General features: G+C 59.1%; 16 protein-coding genes, 1 tRNA gene and 1 pseudogene. 13 read left to right on the forward strand and 5 right to left on the reverse strand.

The genetic code is table 11. The features are described 5' to 3' along the window. The 8 genes from clpS (at position 1) to rdgB (ending at position 5,648) form a co-directional block, all read left to right on the forward strand. Positions 1–288, forward strand: a complete 288-nt coding sequence (clpS, locus tag F4V58_RS02335) for an ATP-dependent Clp protease adapter ClpS (RefSeq protein ID WP_075736412.1) — start codon at positions 1–3, stop codon at positions 286–288. 6 nt (positions 289–294) lie between these two features. Further along, complete coding sequence (locus F4V58_RS02340; RefSeq protein ID WP_075733022.1) at positions 295–831, forward strand: DUF2017 domain-containing protein; 537 nt, start codon at positions 295–297, stop codon at positions 829–831. Next, the gene (locus F4V58_RS02345) at positions 831–1,739 is read left to right on the forward strand and encodes a P1 family peptidase (RefSeq protein ID WP_075733024.1); all 909 of its coding nucleotides are present in this window, start codon (positions 831–833) and stop codon (positions 1,737–1,739) included. Before F4V58_RS02340 ends, F4V58_RS02345 begins: the two co-directional genes overlap by 1 nt. A gap of 8 nt (positions 1,740–1,747) precedes the next feature. Next, positions 1,748–2,551: a rhomboid family intramembrane serine protease gene (locus F4V58_RS02350; RefSeq protein WP_084559652.1), complete on the forward strand. Its 804-nt coding sequence runs from the start codon at positions 1,748–1,750 to the stop codon at positions 2,549–2,551. After that, positions 2,544–3,347: a glutamate racemase gene (gene murI, locus F4V58_RS02355; protein WP_075733028.1), complete on the forward strand. Its 804-nt coding sequence runs from the start codon at positions 2,544–2,546 to the stop codon at positions 3,345–3,347. Before F4V58_RS02350 ends, murI begins: the two co-directional genes overlap by 8 nt. A 67-nt stretch (positions 3,348–3,414) precedes the next feature. Beyond that, the gene (locus F4V58_RS02360; protein ID WP_075733030.1) at positions 3,415–4,185 is read left to right on the forward strand and encodes an MBL fold metallo-hydrolase; all 771 of its coding nucleotides are present in this window, start codon (positions 3,415–3,417) and stop codon (positions 4,183–4,185) included. A gap of 117 nt (positions 4,186–4,302) precedes the next feature. Next, positions 4,303–5,031 (forward strand): ribonuclease PH, encoded by a 729-nt coding sequence (gene rph, locus F4V58_RS02365; protein WP_075733032.1) that lies wholly within the window; start codon positions 4,303–4,305, stop codon positions 5,029–5,031. A gap of 2 nt (positions 5,032–5,033) precedes the next feature. Continuing rightward, positions 5,034–5,648, forward strand: coding sequence for an RdgB/HAM1 family non-canonical purine NTP pyrophosphatase (gene rdgB / locus F4V58_RS02370; protein ID WP_075733034.1), 615 nt, complete (start codon positions 5,034–5,036; stop codon positions 5,646–5,648). A gap of 112 nt (positions 5,649–5,760) precedes the next feature. On the opposite strand, the gene F4V58_RS02375 is transcribed toward rdgB, so the two are convergent. Both F4V58_RS02375 and F4V58_RS02380 read right to left on the reverse strand, forming a co-directional pair. Further along, positions 5,761–6,156 carry a DUF3817 domain-containing protein gene (locus F4V58_RS02375; RefSeq protein ID WP_075733036.1) on the reverse strand — a complete coding sequence of 132 codons (396 nt, stop codon included), beginning with the start codon at positions 6,154–6,156 and terminating at the stop codon, positions 5,761–5,763. After that, on the reverse strand, positions 6,149–6,562 hold the full coding sequence (locus F4V58_RS02380) for a hypothetical protein (RefSeq protein WP_075733038.1): 414 nt from the start codon (positions 6,560–6,562) through the stop codon (positions 6,149–6,151). Before F4V58_RS02380 ends, F4V58_RS02375 begins: the two co-directional genes overlap by 8 nt. A 152-nt stretch (positions 6,563–6,714) precedes the next feature. Here F4V58_RS02380 and F4V58_RS02385 point away from each other — a divergent pair. After that, positions 6,715–6,797: transfer RNA gene (locus tag F4V58_RS02385), tRNA-Leu, on the forward strand. A gap of 167 nt (positions 6,798–6,964) precedes the next feature. Here the strand turns inward: F4V58_RS02385 and F4V58_RS02390 are convergent. Then, positions 6,965–7,771: an Ltp family lipoprotein gene (locus F4V58_RS02390; RefSeq protein ID WP_075733040.1), complete on the reverse strand. Its 807-nt coding sequence runs from the start codon at positions 7,769–7,771 to the stop codon at positions 6,965–6,967. Positions 7,772–8,315: 544 nt separating this feature from the next. Between F4V58_RS02390 and F4V58_RS12950 the strand changes: the two are divergent. From F4V58_RS12950 to F4V58_RS12830, 4 genes and pseudogenes are all read left to right on the forward strand, one after another. Further along, positions 8,316–8,618, forward strand: a pseudogene (locus F4V58_RS12950) (glycine radical domain-containing protein); the annotation flags it as partial. Between the two features lie 59 nt (positions 8,619–8,677). Next, complete coding sequence (grcA2, locus tag F4V58_RS12955) at positions 8,678–8,929, forward strand: autonomous glycyl radical cofactor GrcA2 (protein WP_075733043.1); 252 nt, start codon at positions 8,678–8,680, stop codon at positions 8,927–8,929. Between the two features lie 81 nt (positions 8,930–9,010). Further along, complete coding sequence (gene pflA / locus F4V58_RS02405) at positions 9,011–9,880, forward strand: pyruvate formate-lyase-activating protein (RefSeq protein ID WP_075733045.1); 870 nt, start codon at positions 9,011–9,013, stop codon at positions 9,878–9,880. Positions 9,881–10,294: 414 nt separating this feature from the next. Next, the gene (locus F4V58_RS12830) at positions 10,295–13,951 is read left to right on the forward strand and encodes an ExeM/NucH family extracellular endonuclease (protein ID WP_150385678.1); all 3,657 of its coding nucleotides are present in this window, start codon (positions 10,295–10,297) and stop codon (positions 13,949–13,951) included. A gap of 100 nt (positions 13,952–14,051) precedes the next feature. Here F4V58_RS12830 and F4V58_RS02415 read toward each other — a convergent pair whose 3' ends face one another. Next, a complete protein-coding gene (locus F4V58_RS02415; protein WP_075733049.1) occupies positions 14,052–14,486 on the reverse strand; it encodes a hypothetical protein in 435 nt (144 codons plus the stop codon). Between the two features lie 177 nt (positions 14,487–14,663). Next, positions 14,664–15,566: a DNA adenine methylase gene (locus tag F4V58_RS02420; protein WP_150385679.1), complete on the reverse strand. Its 903-nt coding sequence runs from the start codon at positions 15,564–15,566 to the stop codon at positions 14,664–14,666. Between the last annotated feature and the right edge of the window lie 70 nt (positions 15,567–15,636).

Raw genomic sequence — 15,636 nt, forward strand, 5'->3', positions numbered from 1 at the left:
ATGGCCTCGCCCGAATTAGACGAAGACGTGGAAATTGACGTTGCCACCAGTGAGAACCTGCCCTGGATGTGTATTGTCTGGGATGATCCGGTCAACCTCATGTCCTATGTTTCCTACGTGTTTCAGACCGTTTTGGGGTATGACAAGAAGCGCGCCAATGAGTTGATGATGCAGGTGCATACGGAAGGAAAGGCTGCCGTGAGCACCGGGGAGCGCGATAAAGTTGAGGCAGATGTCAAGAAGCTCCAGGTGGCAGGCCTGTGGGCAACTATGCAGCAGGCAGGTTAAAAAGATATGCAACCGTGGAAGAAAAAGAAGTCCCTCATGCGGCCGGTGAAGTTTGTTACCCGGTTTGAACCCATTGAGCGGGAGGTCATTGGGGATCTGACCGCTACCGTCAGTGAGGCCATTATCCAGCGCGCGCAGTCCGCGCCCAAAGATGAGCTGGCGGAGATGATGGGCATGGCCGCAGGCCATAAACATGCCCCGGAGGACCCGTCCCTAGCGCGGCTGTTTCCGGATTTTGAGAAACCAGGTGATGAAGAGTTTGAGGGGGATAACTCCCTGCTGCGCTCCTTGCATGAGCAAGACATTGCCCGCGCTAAGCTGGCCAACCTGCAAGTGCTGGGAACCGCGCTGGGGCCCACCGGCGGGGTGGAGGTCTCCCTCGATGAGCAGGAGGCCCAGGCCGTTATCGCCGCCCTTAACGACGTACGGCTCTACATCGCGGCCGCAGAGACGTTGCATGAGGGCCTGATGGCGGACAAAGACGCTGTGCTGGAATGGCTGGCTTTTGCCCAGGATTCTCTGCTGCAAGCCCTGGTTGACTGATGTTTCAGGTAGGGCACTGCGATCTCGCGGACACCGGCGTAACCGTTATCTATTGCGGGCCGCAGGGGGCGCTGGCCGCCGTTGACGTGCGCGGCGGCGGCCCCGGCACGCGGGAGACAGATTTGTTGGAACCGCACAACACCGTCGAGCGCGTCCATGCGGTGGTCTTATCGGGCGGCTCCGCCTTTGGCCTGGCGGCCGCGGACGGCGCCATGCGGGAACTAGCTCGCCACGACATCGGCTTTGCCGTGCTGGGGGAGGACAAACCCGGTCCCCGCGTGCCCATTGTGCCGGCGGCGGTGATCTTTGACCTCCTGGTGGGGCAGGCCCGTTACCCCTCTGCGGAGGACGGCGCTGCGGCGTTGCGGGCGGCCATGGCGGCCGATGACACCTCGCAGGGCAGCGTGGGTGCCGGTATTGGCGCCACGGCCGGCCGGCTGCGCGGGGGCCTGGGGCGTGCGCAGTTTAAGGCAGGGAAATACCAGATAAGTGCGGTGGTGGTGGCCAATCCGGTGGGGGAGGTAGTAGGCCTAGATGGCAAGCTTTTTGCCGCCCCGGAAAAGCGGGTGGACCCCACGTTGTTGAAAGAGCGTACGCGCCCCAAGCTCAACACCACTATTGGTGCCATTATGACCGACGCCCCCGTGACCAAGGCCCAAGCCAAGCGCCTGGCCATGATGGCCCATGACGGGATTGCCCACGCGGTGCGTCCTGCGCACACCCCGTTGGACGGGGACACCATCTTCGCGCTCTCCTCCGCCTCCAGGCCCACCGGCGTGGACGCCATGGAACTGCTGGAGCTGGGGCAGGCCGCCGCCCAGGCGGTGGCTACCGCCATCGTCTCCGCCGTGACCCAGGCCGAAGCAGGCATTGGCGCCACGGCTTTCCGCGAGATTGCAGTAAAGTAGTCCCCATTATGACTGGCCCCTTTAACCCTCCTTCTGGTAAGCCTCCCCGGCCTTACTCGCAGCCCGCGCCTAGGCCTTCCTCGCAGTACGTGCCTGCGCCCGGGCCCCGGCCGGCCCCCCAGCCGTCCTGGCCTTCCGTGGCTCCCAACCCTTCGCTCAACAAGGGGGTTTCCGCTAACTACAACCGTTCCGGACGGTTGCGCGCCGGGGGCACACTGGCCGCCGCCTATCTGGTGCTTGAGTGGGCGGTCCATCTGCTGAACACGCTGATCTTTGGCGGCAACCTGGTGGTATTTGGCATCAGGCCGCTGGATTTCTCCGGCATCTGGGGGATCTTCGCGGCCCCGCTGCTCCACGCCAACTTTGAACACCTGTTAGGAAACTCCATCCCTGGTGCCATCTTCTGTTTCCTCGTGGGGCTATCCGGCCGGCGGGCTTTTTGGGAAGTGACCATCATTGTCACGCTGGTGGCGGGCATAGGCACCTGGCTCCTGGGCGGGCCAGGAACCTTACACATTGGGGCCTCGTGCTTGGTCTATGGATGGCTGGCCTACCTCATTGTCCGCGGGATTTTCAACCGCTCACTCATCCAAACCTTCCTGGGGCTATCGCTGGGGTTTGCCTACTCCGGGCTGATCTGGGGCGTGCTACCCATCTACGCGGGGGTTTCCTGGCAAGGCCACTTATTTGGCGCTATTGGCGGCGTGCTAGCCGGGATGGCCATTACTTCCGATGACCCGGTGCGGGCTTTAAAGCGATCCCCCGTCACCGGGCAGCCGGCGCTACCGGAAAAACCGAGGCTTTATGGGTAACCACAACACCGCTCCCATTGGGATCTTTGACTCCGGCGTAGGCGGGCTCACCGTGGCGCGCACCATCATGGACCAGCTTCCCCACGAGTCAATCTTCTACATCGGGGACACCGCCAACGGCCCCTACGGACCGCGCCCCATTGCGCAGGTGCGCCAGCTCTCCGAGAAAATCGCGGATGAGCTAGTAGACCGCGGTTGCAAGATGATAGTCATAGCATGCAACACCGCCACGGCGGCCTTTCTGCACGACGCCCGGGAGCGCTACGACGTGCCCGTGGTGGAAGTCATCCGGCCTGCCGTGCGCCGCGCCCTGTCTTCCACCCGCAACGGCAAGGTGGGGGTGATTGGCACGCAGGGCACCGTCAACTCCGGCGCTTATCAGGACTTGTTTGCCATCAACCCGGATGTGCAGGCCTATGCGGTTGCTTGCCCGGACTTTGTGCCCTTTGTGGAACGGGGGATTACCTCCGGGCGTCAGGTCCTGGGGCTGGCACAGCACTATCTTGCCCCTTTGCAGGCCGCGGACGTAGACACTCTAGTCCTGGGGTGTACTCACTACCCCTTGCTCTCCGGCGTTATCCAGTTGGCTATAGGTGACAACGTAACTCTGGTGTCCTCAGCGGAAGAAACAGCCAAAGATGTATTGCGAATTCTCACCGAAACGGACATGCTTGCGCCCCCGGACAACCAGCCCACCTTGGTTTTTGAGTCCACTGGGCAGGGGGAAAAGTTTGAACAACTAGCCGCGCGCTTCCTGGGCCGCAGCCCGGGTGAGTTCAACCACATTCGCTCTTAAAGACCTACTAGCTCGCAACTTGGGAAAAATTACGGCATTTTTCCTTCATCCGTGCAACGATGGTGGCATGAAGTTGACCATCCTCGGTTGTTCCGGAAGCGTACCCGTGCCGGGCAACGCCGCCTCCGGCTACCTGGTGTCTTTTCCTGACGCTACCTCCATCATCGTGGACATGGGGCCTGGAACCCTGGCCCAGCTGCAGAAATACCAAGACCCGGTCAACGCCCACGTGCTTTTTAGCCACCTTCACGCGGACCATTGCCTGGATTTTCCTTCCCTGCTGGTGTGGCGGCGCTACCACCCGTATGCCCCGGCGCGGGAACGCAACTTCTGCTTTGCGCCCAGCTACGCACCCACGCACTTGGGCAGGCTTTCTTCCGATGACGTAGATGGCGTGGATGATATGGCTGACACCTTTATCTTTAGCCCCTGGGAGCACGGCAAACCAGAAAAACTGGGAGAGGTGCTCATCACCCCCTACCGCGCCTTTCACCCCGTGGAAACCTACGCCCTGCGCTTCGAAGACCCGCGCTCCGGGAAGGTTATTGCCTATTCCGGGGACACCGCCTTTACTACCGATCTTATCCCCGCGGTCAAGCACGCGGACTACTTCTTGTGCGAGGCCGCCTGGGGACAAAGCAGCGACGGCAAACCCGGCGGTATGCACATGTCCGGCGGGGAAGCCGGCCGCCTGGCCCGGCTGGCGGAGGTGAAGACCTTGGTTTTGACCCATTTGCAACCTTGGGGTGACGCGGAGGCCACCGTAGCCGCCGCCCGAGCGGAATTTGCCGGGGAGATTATCCTAGCCCGCCCGGACATGCAGCTAGAGTTCCGCTAACCCCGCACCCTGCCCGTCTTCAACCTCCCCGCATCCTGCCGCACCCTGCTGCAGCGGGTCGATGCAGGCCGTTGCGTGCTTGGGGTGGTGCCACCCGGCTCGGGTAGGCTAGGGGATATGTCTGATTTCACTCGCGCGGATGGCCGCGCCCTGGACGAGCTCCGTCCCATCAAAATTACCCGCAATTTCACCACCAACCCGGCCGGATCGGTCTTGGTTGAGTTTGGCAACACCCGCGTGATGTGTACCGCGTCCGTGGAGTTTGGTGTGCCCCGTTTCAAGCGTGACTCCGGGGAGGGCTGGCTGACCGCAGAATACTCCATGCTCCCGGCCGCTACCCATGACCGCATGCCGCGCGAATCCATGCGCGGGAAGGTCAAGGGCCGCACGCATGAAATCTCCCGCCTAGTAGGGCGTTCGTTGCGCGCCGCCGTGGATCTCTCTGAGCTTGGGGAAAACACCATCCAGCTGGACTGCGACGTGTTGCAGGCTGACGGTGGCACTCGCACTGCCTCCATCACCGGCGCCTACGTGGCCTTGGCGGACGCCATCTCTTTCCTGGAAAATGAAGGCGTGGTGCCCGGCCGCCCGTTGCTAGAGCCCATTGCGGCTATCTCTGTGGGCATAGTGGACGGCCGCGTGAGCTTGGATCTTCCCTATGAGGAGGACTCCCGCGCGGAGGTAGATCTCAACGTGGTCATGGCAGAGTCCGGCAAGTTCGTGGAAATCCAGGGCACCGGTGAGGAAGGCCTCTTTGACCGTGATGAGCTCAACGCTATGTTGGACGTCGCGGAGAAGGGCTGCCACCAGCTTATTGCCGCTCAGAAAGCCGCCTTGGGCTGGTAGAGATGAAACTTCTGGTCGCTTCCAATAACGCGAAGAAACTAGCTGAGTTAGAACGCATCTTGCATGACGCTGGGATAAGCGGCGTGGAGCTGGTGGCTCTCAAAGACGCCCCGGCTTATGAGGAGCCCATTGAAGATGGCCGCACCTTCGCCGATAACGCCCTTATCAAAGCCCGCGCCGGTGTGAAAAACACCGGTTTGCCCACGGTGGCCGATGACTCCGGTTTAGCGGTTGCAGAACTAGGCGGCATGCCGGGAGTGTTATCCGCGCGCTGGTCCGGCCGCCACGGTGATGACGCGGCCAATAATGAGTTGTTGCTAGCCCAGATGGAGCACGTTCCCGCTGACCGCCGCGCGGCCGCTTTTGTCTCCGTGTGCGCACTTGTTACCCCGGACGGGCAAGAACACGTGGTAGAGGGCCGTTGGCCGGGCACTCTGCTACGCGAGCCGCAGGGGGAAAATGGCTTTGGCTATGACCCGCTGTTCCAGCCGGAGGGGGAGGACCGGTCTTCCGCCCAGATGTCACCTGCTGAAAAGAACGCGGTTTCCCACCGCGGCCGGGCCCTTAGCCAGCTAATTCCCGTTATTGCCGCGCTGGCAGGGGCTTGCCCGGCCTAGCTCTCAACCGGCCAACCTTCTACCGCTGCCCGGCCAGTTCCGGCCCGTGGCATAGCACTGGGCACCCTGCCTTTTTGTAGACGGGGTGCCCAGTGTTGTGGAATCTTACCAGCTAGAGCAGCGCGAACTCCCGCTGTACCTCGCGGCGGCGCTTGGATTCCATGAAGAAGGAGAAAAACGGCACCACGCCGGCCAGGGCGGTGAGGATAATTTTGCCAAAGGGCCAGAGGGCCTTCATGCCTAGGTTCATCACGGAGGCTACGTAGGCAATGTAGACCCACCCGTGCACAATGGCTATGTATTTTGCCCAGTCCGGGATTTCCATGTTCAGCACGTATTGGCACACCATGCGTACTACTAGCGCGATGAGGAACATGCCGGTAATCCACGCCATGACGGAAAAGAGGCTAAGGGCGCTGGCCACGCGGGACTGGCGGTCCGGGTGGACGTGGCTAGGAAGCGGGTTGCTGGTTGACGCGTTGACGGAGGGGACGGAGGGATCAGTCATTGTTGTCATCACTTTCTGGTTTACGGCGACGCTGAACGTTGCGTGCGTTGAATTCTTCTACATTCACATGAGGGCGTTCCGGAAGGAAACTCTCATCGATCCGCGTGGCGCGAACCGTTTCATACTCAAAGTCCAGCCGGCCCTCTGCAATGGCCTGGTTTTCTGCCTCAATGCGTTGGTTTTCGTATTTCAGGGCCGCCCGGTAGGCGTAGACCACAAAGACGGCAAACAGTGGCCATTGCAGGGCGTAGCCCAGGTTCTGGAAAGAGCCAGTGCCGGACTGGAAACGTGTCCACTGCCAATAGGCCAAGCCCAGGAAGCACACGACCAAAACGGCGATGAGCACCACGTGCCACCACCGAACTTTGAGACTGCGCCGCTGCTTTGGAGTCTTTGGGGTTTCCACGTTTCCCAGCCTACTGCGTAGCGCTTAAAAAGTGTAAGTGCCTGGCGGTTTACTGTTTTGCCCGAGCTGTTGCTAAGATGATTCTTCGTTGCTTGAAAAGGTCACCTTTAGTGGTTTACCCGACAAGCGGCACGCAACTTCATCAAAGACATGCGCCCGTGGCGGAATTGGCAGACGCGCTAGATTTAGGTTCTAGTGTCCGAAGGACGTGAGAGTTCAAGTCTCTCCGGGCGCACAACGTGTGAAAATCTCTTCAGCTTATAGCTGGAGAGATTTTTCTTTTGCCCGCACTTTGTTCGGCGTAGGGTGCGCTGCCTAGCCCCGCTAACCCACTAGCCTCAGCTTCCTGGGGGCGGGTAAGGGGTTAGGCGTAGGAGGGCGGAGCGGGATGTTCGCGGCGTACTAGAGGTTGTCTACCGCAAATTGGGCTTCTTCTGCGGTGAACTGCTCACCATATTCGCTGACCAGCTGTTCGTATACGGCGGCAGGGGACATGGCCATGTCGTTTTGGTAGGACCGCGCCTTTTCTAGCGCATTCTGCTTCCAGTCGGTGCGGAGATTATCCACGGCGTACTGAGCTTGCTCGACGGTGAACTGCTCACCGTATTCGGAGGTGAGCTGGTCAAAGACACCCAACTTCGACATGTGCATTTCCTCACTGTAGGTTTCAGCTTTCTTGAGGGCGTTTTCGTTCCAGTTGGCTTTGACGTTGTCCACAGCGTACTGAGCGGCCTCGGGGCTAAACTGCTCACCGTATTCGGAGGTCAGCTGGTCGTAGAGACCTAACTTGGACATGTGCATCAACTCTGAATACGTGGTGGCCTTTTTCAACGCGGACTTGAATTCCGTGGGCACGTTTGCGTCGTTGCCCGCGTCAGCTTCGGCGTTATCTTTGGATTGGCCTTCCGCGTCAGAGTCCTGGTCCACAGGTGCTTTGGGTTCGTCCTCATCTGGGGAACCGGCAGTAGCGCCGGGATCTTCCTCTAGCGTGGATGAGTCAGTGGCGGTGGACGAAAGTGTAGCGTTGGGTGACTCTGCAGGTTCATCGTCGCTGAAGATTGCGCCTAAGACTAGTAGCGCGAATATGATTCCGACGGCGATGAGACCCCACTTCAGGCAGCCTCCTTTCTTTTTAGTTGGCTCTACGGGGACGGCAGGGGCGCCGGTTGGGGTACCGGGGTGAGAGTCGGGTTGATATGGGTTGGTCATTGGTTTTCTTTCCTGTGATAAGGACCGTGGTTGGGACCACGGTGCGGGCGAAGGTGGAAACCAGAGCGGTGAACACCAAGAGGAGATAGCAAGAATTGGGCTGCCTGCGGCAAAAAATCGTTGCGTGGAAAAATTTATGCGGTGGGGTAGACATTACCGCGCAGATATTGGTACAAATATTCGAATACGCCTCACCTGCCCGCAAGGTGCGTTCTTAGCACTTCATCACTGGGTCGGGCGGATGTTAGGGGACGCGGTTATATTAATGGTGGCTACCGTCGTGTGGCATTCTACAGCGTGGATGAGCCCATCGCAGGGGAAAGGAAGCCGCCAGGCTTGCTCCTAGGGAACTGGGTTTTCCGGGTATGGAGCCGCTTCCGTGGGGAACGCTGCAAGCAGAGCAACGCGTTAAGAAAAGGGAATGCGGGCAAAACCTTGGGGGATTTTGCCCGGAAAGATTATTTGCACTGATAAGCAGCGCCGTGAGGCGCTGAAGGTGTTTGGCAAGATGTCAAGCGACATTTAAAACGTTCCAGTCAGCGACATCCCTACCCAGTCCGTGCTGACCATTACCTCGAACGTGGTCTATGGCAAGGCCACCGGTTCCTTCCCTTCGGGCCACAAGGCCGGCACCCCGTTTGCGCCCGGTGCCAACCCGGAAAACGGTTCCGATTCCCACGGCATGGTGGCTTCCATGCTGTCGGTGGGCAAGCTGGATTACAACGACGCGCTGGATGGCATCTCGCTGACCAACACGATCACCCCGTCCGGCCTGGGCCGCACGCCCGAGGAGCGCATCACCAACCTGGTGGGCGTCCTCGATGCCGGCTTCATCATGGAACAGTAGATTTTCCCTAACCCGACCCCAACCCCAACCAACCCCAACTACAAAGGAGAATTCCCCACATGGCAACCCATACCTTCGAAGAGCGCTTGGCCAATATGAAAGCAAAGCGCGACGAGCACAACATGAACTCCGGCCTCTACCACGCCAACATCAACGTGCTGGACAAGGCCACCCTGGAGGACGCCGTTGAGCACCCAGAGAAGTACCCCAACCTGACTGTTCGCGTCTCCGGCTACGCAGTGAACTTTGTCAAGCTGACCAAAGAACAGCAGCTGGACGTGATTTCCCGGACCTTCCACCAGGGTTCTTAACACTCGACCCCTGTGCCGCCGCCACCGGGGAATACCTGGTGGCGGTAGCTTCATTTCACAGACTTGTAAAGGCAATAATTCATGGCAGATGGCGTAACTGGCGTAGTCAAGCTTTCCCCCGAGGTAGGCGAGCGGATTCGCGGCGCGGCGGCCGGCCTGGGCACTGATAACAACCTTGATCTCATGTCCCGCCCGGAGCTGATGGAGGCCCGCCGCAAGGGCGATGTCGGCCTGGTGCACTCCTGGGAGCTGGTCACGGCCGTGGACGGCCCCGGTACGCGCATGACCATGTTTTTATCTGGCTGTCCGCTACGTTGTGCCTATTGCCATAACCCGGACACCATGGAGATGAAGACCGGCACGCTGGAGACCGTGGAGGACGTGGTAAAGCGCATCAAACGTTATAAGCCGGTGTTCAACGCCTCCGGCGGCGGGTTGACCATCTCCGGCGGTGAGCCACTGTTCCAGTTGCCCTTTACCCGGCGCGTGCTCAAGGAAGTCCACGACGCCGGCATCCACACCGCCGTAGACACCTCCGGGTACCTGGGCGCGCGGCTCAAGGACGAGGACATAGCCAACATTGATCTCTTCTTGTTGGATGTGAAATCCGGGGATGCGGAAACCTACAAACGCGTCACCGCGCGCGAGCTGCAGCCCACCATTGACTTCGGTGATCGTCTCACCAAGCTGGGCAAGCGCATCTGGGTGCGCTTTGTGATGGTCCCGGACCTGACCGACTCCCTGGATAACGTAGAAAAAGTCCTGAAAATTGTCTCGCGCTGGAAGTCCAGCGTCGAGCGCATTGAGGTACTACCTTTCCACAACATGGGCAAAGACAAGTGGGAGGAGCTGGACTTGGAGTACACGCTGGAGGATACCAAGCCACCAGCGCCCGAGGACGTGGAGCGCGTGCGCAACACCTTCCGTGAGGCCGGCTTCACCGTCTACTAAGGAAGCGGCGCACCGAAGCCGCCAACCAACGAAAGCTGCCAACCAACGAAGCCGCCGGTGCGCCCAGGTACAACACCTTGGCGCATTCGCAGGTGAATGCATCAGCTTGGAAGATGTGAGAACCCAGCCCGGTTTTCCTGCGTGAGGCTCTTTTCGGTTGCGCAGATAAAGCCCGGTGCTGTGGCGGATTGGGGGACAACGATAGCCGTTGCCGGTGGAGTGGGCCGGCCAAACGCTGTTACTGCCAAGCAGTGTTGACTACCTTGAGCAGGGGGTGAGCTGGGAGTTAAGCAGAACTAAAACATAGGTGAACTCTTAAAGCGATCCCTGGGGATACGTCCATTTAGGGTTACGGGCACAGCTAAAAGGCGTTAACTTCTTAGTGTTCCACTTCCCCCACTCAAGGATCTCTCCATGAACAACAAACGCTTTGGCGCGGTTGCTATCGCTGCGCTGCTTTCTTCTCTCGTTGCCGTTCCTTCTGCCTCTGCCTCCCCGGCTGGTGACAACTTGGTTATCAGTGAAGTTCACGGTGGCGGCGGTAATTCCGGCGCTACCTACTCGAATGATTTTATCGAGTTATATAACCCAACCTCCGCGCCAATATCACTTGAGGGCAAGACGCTGTCTTACCTGTCAAAATCGGGTGCTGAAAAACCTTATACTTTTGCCACTTGCGAGGTGCCAGCCGGTGGCTATTTCCTAGTCAAGGGCGCTGCCGGTCGCACTCCGGCTCAGGATCTTCCAGAAGCGGACGTGGACGCTAGTGACATATTTTCCATGTCCAGCTCCACCGGGTCCATTGTGCTGAAAGACGCCAGCGGTGACATCGACGTCGTGGGCTACGGCTCGGGCCCATTTAAGGTCGAGACAGCTGCAGCTCGTGGCCACAGCAACAGCGATTCCATCTCACGGACAGCAGATACTGATGACAACTCCGCCGATTTCCAGGCAGGTGCTCCTAGACCGGAAAATTCCGCGGGCCGGGCTAACTGCAACCCCACTGCGGGAACTACAACGATTGCTGAGATTCAAGGCCCGGGCGCAACCTCTCCACTGAAGGATCAGACCGTAACCACCTTGGGCGTTGTTACTGGAGTCTGGGAGGAGGGTGGTCGCCAGGGCTACACCATTCAAACCCCTGGTAGTGGGAGCGCGCAGAATCCTGGTGAGGCTTCGCACGGCATTTTCATCTTTGTTCCTTCTGGTGGGGACTATCCTCAGCTTGGGAAGACGGTGCAGGTAACAGGTGTGGTGTCTGAGAAGTACGGTCTGACGCGGCTTACTGCGTCAAAGTTCACGGAAATTGAGCAGATTGCGCCGGTAGAACCCGTCGAGCTACTTGAACTTCCTGATGGCGATGAAGCACGTGAGCCGTATGAATCCATGCTTATTAAGCTCACTGGGCCGCACGCGGTGGCTGATCATTACCACCTGCACAATTTTGGCAGGATTGGCCTTAATGGTGGTACCGAGCCGCTGTATCAGCCCACCGAAATATTCCCGCCTTCAGCCGATCCCACTTCTGAGACTCAGCAGCTGGCCGCCCGCAATGAAGCCCGTCTGGTCGTTCTCGATGATGGTCGGTCGAGCGACTATGCGGGTAAGGACAGCAATATCCCGGTGCCTTATCTTGCGCAGGATTGGGCGAACTCTCAGACCATCAAACCTCTTCGTATCGCGGATGCTGTTCGGTTCCAGCACCCCGTGGTGGTTGACTTCGCTTATGGCGATTGGGCGCTTCAACCTCAGCTTCCCATTACTGGTGAAACCACGGCCGAAGTCCTTCCCATCACGTGGGAAGTCTCCCGTCAGGCTGCGCTTGACGCGCTGACTGTTGACGGTGACTACACCATGGCAACCTTTAACGTTCTCAACTACTTCACTTCTCTTGGTGAGGTTTACGGTTCCACCTCTTACGATGACCGCGAGGGCAATCCGCTCACCGTCAAGAAGGGTAAAACTCGCGGTGCCTGGACTGCCGCGTCGTTGGCTCGGCAGCAGGGAAAAATTGTCAAGGCCATCAATGGGTTGAACGCCGATGTTGTTGGGCTTACCGAAATCGAAAATGGGTATGCGGTTACGGGGGACATCAGCAAACGCGACAACGCGCTCAAGACTCTTGTTGAAGCACTTAATGCAGACGGGGGCAATTGGGCTTACGTCGCTTCCCCGTCTCATATTCCAATTAAGGGCGACGTCATCCGCACTGCGTTTATCTACAATCCGGGGAAACTTGCCCCGGTGGGTGAGTCGAAGATTTTCAGCCACCCCGATTTCACCGGAACGGCTCGCGAACCAATGGGGCAGGAGTTCAAGTCCGTTACGGACGAGAACGCCGAGCACTTTGTAGCCGTGGTTAACCACTTCAAATCTAAAGGCAGTGTGGTGCGCGGTGATGCCAGTTCCGGGGATGGTCAGGCCAACAACCCCAACGTGCGTGCCGCGCAGGCTCAGGGAGTGGTCGATTTCGTCGCGGGTGAATCCGAGTGGGCTAACAAACCGGTATTCCTCATGGGAGACTTCAATTCCAACACCATGGAAACACCGCTAGCGGTGTTTAAAGACAACGGCTATACCCTGAAAAAGCCCGCAAACGGGGACACGTCTTACCTGTTCAAAAACCAGTTGGGCACCTTAGATCACATCCTGGCTAATGGCGAGGGCGTGGACAATCTGGAAGAAGCCCAGGTGTGGAATATCAACGCCGATGAACCCGTTGCTTTTGAATACACCCGGTTTAACAACAACGTGGTGAATTTCTTTGATGCCAACTCCCCGTTCCGCGCCTCCGACCATGATCCGGTGAAAGTCTCTTTCCACCTTGATGCAAAGCAGTTCCACCCGGTGGAAAAGACCGTGGACGCTGCGGAAACCGAGGTGGTGTCTGTAGCCATTCCGCAGGAGGTTATTGATGCGCTGGATCCGTCGCTGGGCTCGGCGGATTACACCCCCATTGACCAGATTGATGGCCTTTCTTACAGTGTTGATCCCGCAAGCGTGAGTATTCAGCCGCTGGGCTACAAAAATGGCGAGTTCCATTTCAAGGTGCTTGATGTGGCTCCAGAAGGAGAGCAGCTTAGCATCAACATTGTCCAAAATTCCGGTACACCCCAGTCCCGCGACGTTTCCATCCTTACGGTCAACGCTGCCGACGCCCCTCTTGTAATTGATCACTTCGCTATTACTGACCCAGAGGGTCACTTGGTGGTTTACTACACGAACGGCAGCTCTACGGACCTTGGAAAGGTTGTCGGAGAAGACGGCCAGGATGGTGCCGATGGCAAGGACGGTAAAGACGGCAAAGATGGCGTGGACGGTGCCGATGGCCAGGATGGCGCGGACGGCCAGGACGGTGCGGACGGCCAGGACGGCGCGGACGGCGCGGACGGCCAGGACGGTGCGGATGGCCAGGATGGCGCGGACGGTAAAGACGGTCGCGGTATTCAAGATATCCGGGTCAACGGCGCGGGTGAACTCGAAATCTTGTTTACCGGTGACACCGAGTATCGCAGTCTTGGGAACATCAAGGGCCAAGACGGCACGAATGGCCAGGATGGCCGGGATGGCGAGGATGGTGCAGACGGTCGAGACGGTGTGGACGGTGCTGATGGTCAGAACGGTACCAACGGCCAGAACGGTACAGATGGCCAAGACGGTCAAGATGGTGCTGACGGCCGGGGTATTGAATCCGCTCAAATCAATGAAAAAGGAGAGCTGGTTCTCAAGTTTAGCGATGGCACCGCGATCAACTTGGGTGATATCAAGGGTGCTGGAGGTCAGACTGGTGCAGACGGGCGTGGGATTGCTTCCGTGAGCCTTGGTGATGATGGCCAGTGGGTTCTCAAATACACTGACGGTACAAGCCAGGTCTTGCCGCAGCCGAATCCGTCGGGAGTGCCGGCTAAGGAGGATGGCTCAGCAACTGGAAGTTCTACCGATAATGTCTGGTGGATCCTTCCAGTGATTGTGGCCATTCCGCTGGCGGTGCTGGGAATGTTCCATAGCTTGATTCCTGGATTGGGGAGCATTGATCGCGAACTGAAGCGTCTGCTTAGCCAGTTCTTCTAACTTTAAATCCCGGCTCTTTAAGGAGTCGGGATTTTTTTGCGGTGGTGATTGACCAGTATGAGTCCGAGCGTATCTTCGGTTCTCCCGGGGGAGGGACGTGTTAGCCTTCGCGCGCTAGTCTTTCGGTCATCTGCTTGGTTTCGCTCCACGCGTCCCGGACTTCGGTGGTGTCCATGCCTGGCTGCCAGGACTTGAGCGCCACAACCTCTATCAGGGCCGCCACCCCGGCAACGGCCGCGCAGGCAAGGGCCGCCGCGCCCGTTGGCAGCAGCGCCATCCCCGCGACCCCGTAGGTCGCCGCTAGTATTACCACCCTGCCACCAGCCACCGTCAGCCCGCCGGGGCTGGGGTGCTGGTGCACCTTTGACTGCCACTGGTCCAACGTGGTGGACAGTGTCTCCGCAGCAAGCCAGCCGATGAACGCTATGGCCACGAGTGTCGACAGCGTGGCCGCCGGAGCGATCTCTTTGGCAAGCACCAGAAGAAGCACAGCAAGCGCAACGAAAATCCCTGCGCCGGTGATAGCCCCGGTCATTAAATGACCTACCCAGGCGGTTGAGAACGGGACTGGAGTCCAGCGTGGATTTTGGTGAGCCATCGGTTTTCCTCCTGTGCTGTGGGTAGGGTTTGTGTGTTTTCAGAGCCTACCGGGGGGGAGCCGGACGTCAACGGGGCTCCGAAGCCTGCGCCGCAGCGGCTGTTGCTCATATTCTTAGGCAGGTACCGCCAGATTTTCCGGCGCGAATTTACTGCTGACTGATTCTTGCCCGCCTAGTCTATCCACTAACGCGGGTGTGAGGTACAGGGTTTCGTGGGCCTGCTGCATTCGGCCCAGCAGCGTGGCTTGGGAGCTGACACCGGTGACCACGTCGATGGGTAAGAGGTCAAGGTCGTGGTGCAGGGGAGTCCCGTAGGAAACGGGGCCCTGAACTGCGTCGTAGGAGATGAGGGCGGACGCGCCCGCACGGATTAGCTGGTGGACACCCTCGCGGAAGGACTCATAAGCTAATCCCTCGATGTAGCGCTTGTCCGCCGTGTCCGTGGTCCCCTGATAAGGGGGATCGAGGTAGATGAAGGCGCTGGCGTCCGCCCCCGCCACACAGTCGAGCCAGTCCAGGGACGTCACCTGAGCGCGCTGCATTAAGCGGCTGGATTCCATGATGCGCTGCGCGGTTGCGTCCGGGCGGGCACCGCGCCTGCGCCCGTCTGCGGACTGGTTTACCTCACCTTTTTGGTTGTAGCGCAACGAGGCTTTGACAATCCGGTTGAGGATGAACAAGAAATCGGCTGGGCGGCGTTCCCCAGCGGCGTTGAAACGGCTTCTTACCAGGCTAAAGTATTCGCGCGGGGACAACTCTCCGTAATCCCCCGTGAACTGGGCGAGCCAAATGTCCTTGTATTCGGCGGCCAACTCTTCCGGGTGTGAGATGATTTTCTCCCACAAGGCCGCGATATCCCCGTTCTTGTCATTAATGTGAACTGGCCCGGAAAATCCGGAGGCCAGAAGGTGGAGAGAGACGGCAGCGCTTCCGCAGAAGGGTTCGATGACTTCGCTAACGCGGGTGGGGAAGAGCCGTTCGATAATCGGGGCCTGCCGGCGTTTGCTTCCCTGCATGGGAAAGGGCTGTACGGTTTTCGCCGGCGGGAAGTCCTTGACAAAGACCGTCTGCGGCACGGAGGCACCG

It is taken from the genome of Corynebacterium phocae (genome assembly GCF_008693075.1).
Lineage (GTDB): Bacteria > Actinomycetota > Actinomycetes > Mycobacteriales > Mycobacteriaceae > Corynebacterium > Corynebacterium phocae.

Coding starts and splice junctions, on each gene's coding strand:
- rph (WP_075733032.1), top strand. CDS start 4,303: ATGTCTGATTTCACTCGCGCGGATGGCCGCGCCCTGGACGAGCTCCGT.
- grcA2 (WP_075733043.1), top strand. CDS start 8,678: ATGGCAACCCATACCTTCGAAGAGCGCTTGGCCAATATGAAAGCAAAG.
- pflA (WP_075733045.1), top strand. CDS start 9,011: ATGGCAGATGGCGTAACTGGCGTAGTCAAGCTTTCCCCCGAGGTAGGC.
- F4V58_RS12830 (WP_150385678.1), top strand. CDS start 10,295: ATGAACAACAAACGCTTTGGCGCGGTTGCTATCGCTGCGCTGCTTTCT.
- F4V58_RS02415 (WP_075733049.1), bottom strand. CDS start 14,486: ATGACCGGGGCTATCACCGGCGCAGGGATTTTCGTTGCGCTTGCTGTG.
- F4V58_RS02390 (WP_075733040.1), bottom strand. CDS start 7,771: ATGACCAACCCATATCAACCCGACTCTCACCCCGGTACCCCAACCGGC.
- clpS (WP_075736412.1), top strand. CDS start 1: ATGGCCTCGCCCGAATTAGACGAAGACGTGGAAATTGACGTTGCCACC.
- murI (WP_075733028.1), top strand. CDS start 2,544: ATGGGTAACCACAACACCGCTCCCATTGGGATCTTTGACTCCGGCGTA.
- F4V58_RS02420 (WP_150385679.1), bottom strand. CDS start 15,566: ATGCAGGGAAGCAAACGCCGGCAGGCCCCGATTATCGAACGGCTCTTC.
- F4V58_RS02350 (WP_084559652.1), top strand. CDS start 1,748: ATGACTGGCCCCTTTAACCCTCCTTCTGGTAAGCCTCCCCGGCCTTAC.
- F4V58_RS02360 (WP_075733030.1), top strand. CDS start 3,415: ATGAAGTTGACCATCCTCGGTTGTTCCGGAAGCGTACCCGTGCCGGGC.
- F4V58_RS02340 (WP_075733022.1), top strand. CDS start 295: ATGCAACCGTGGAAGAAAAAGAAGTCCCTCATGCGGCCGGTGAAGTTT.
- F4V58_RS02375 (WP_075733036.1), bottom strand. CDS start 6,156: ATGACTGATCCCTCCGTCCCCTCCGTCAACGCGTCAACCAGCAACCCG.
- rdgB (WP_075733034.1), top strand. CDS start 5,034: ATGAAACTTCTGGTCGCTTCCAATAACGCGAAGAAACTAGCTGAGTTA.
- F4V58_RS02345 (WP_075733024.1), top strand. CDS start 831: ATGTTTCAGGTAGGGCACTGCGATCTCGCGGACACCGGCGTAACCGTT.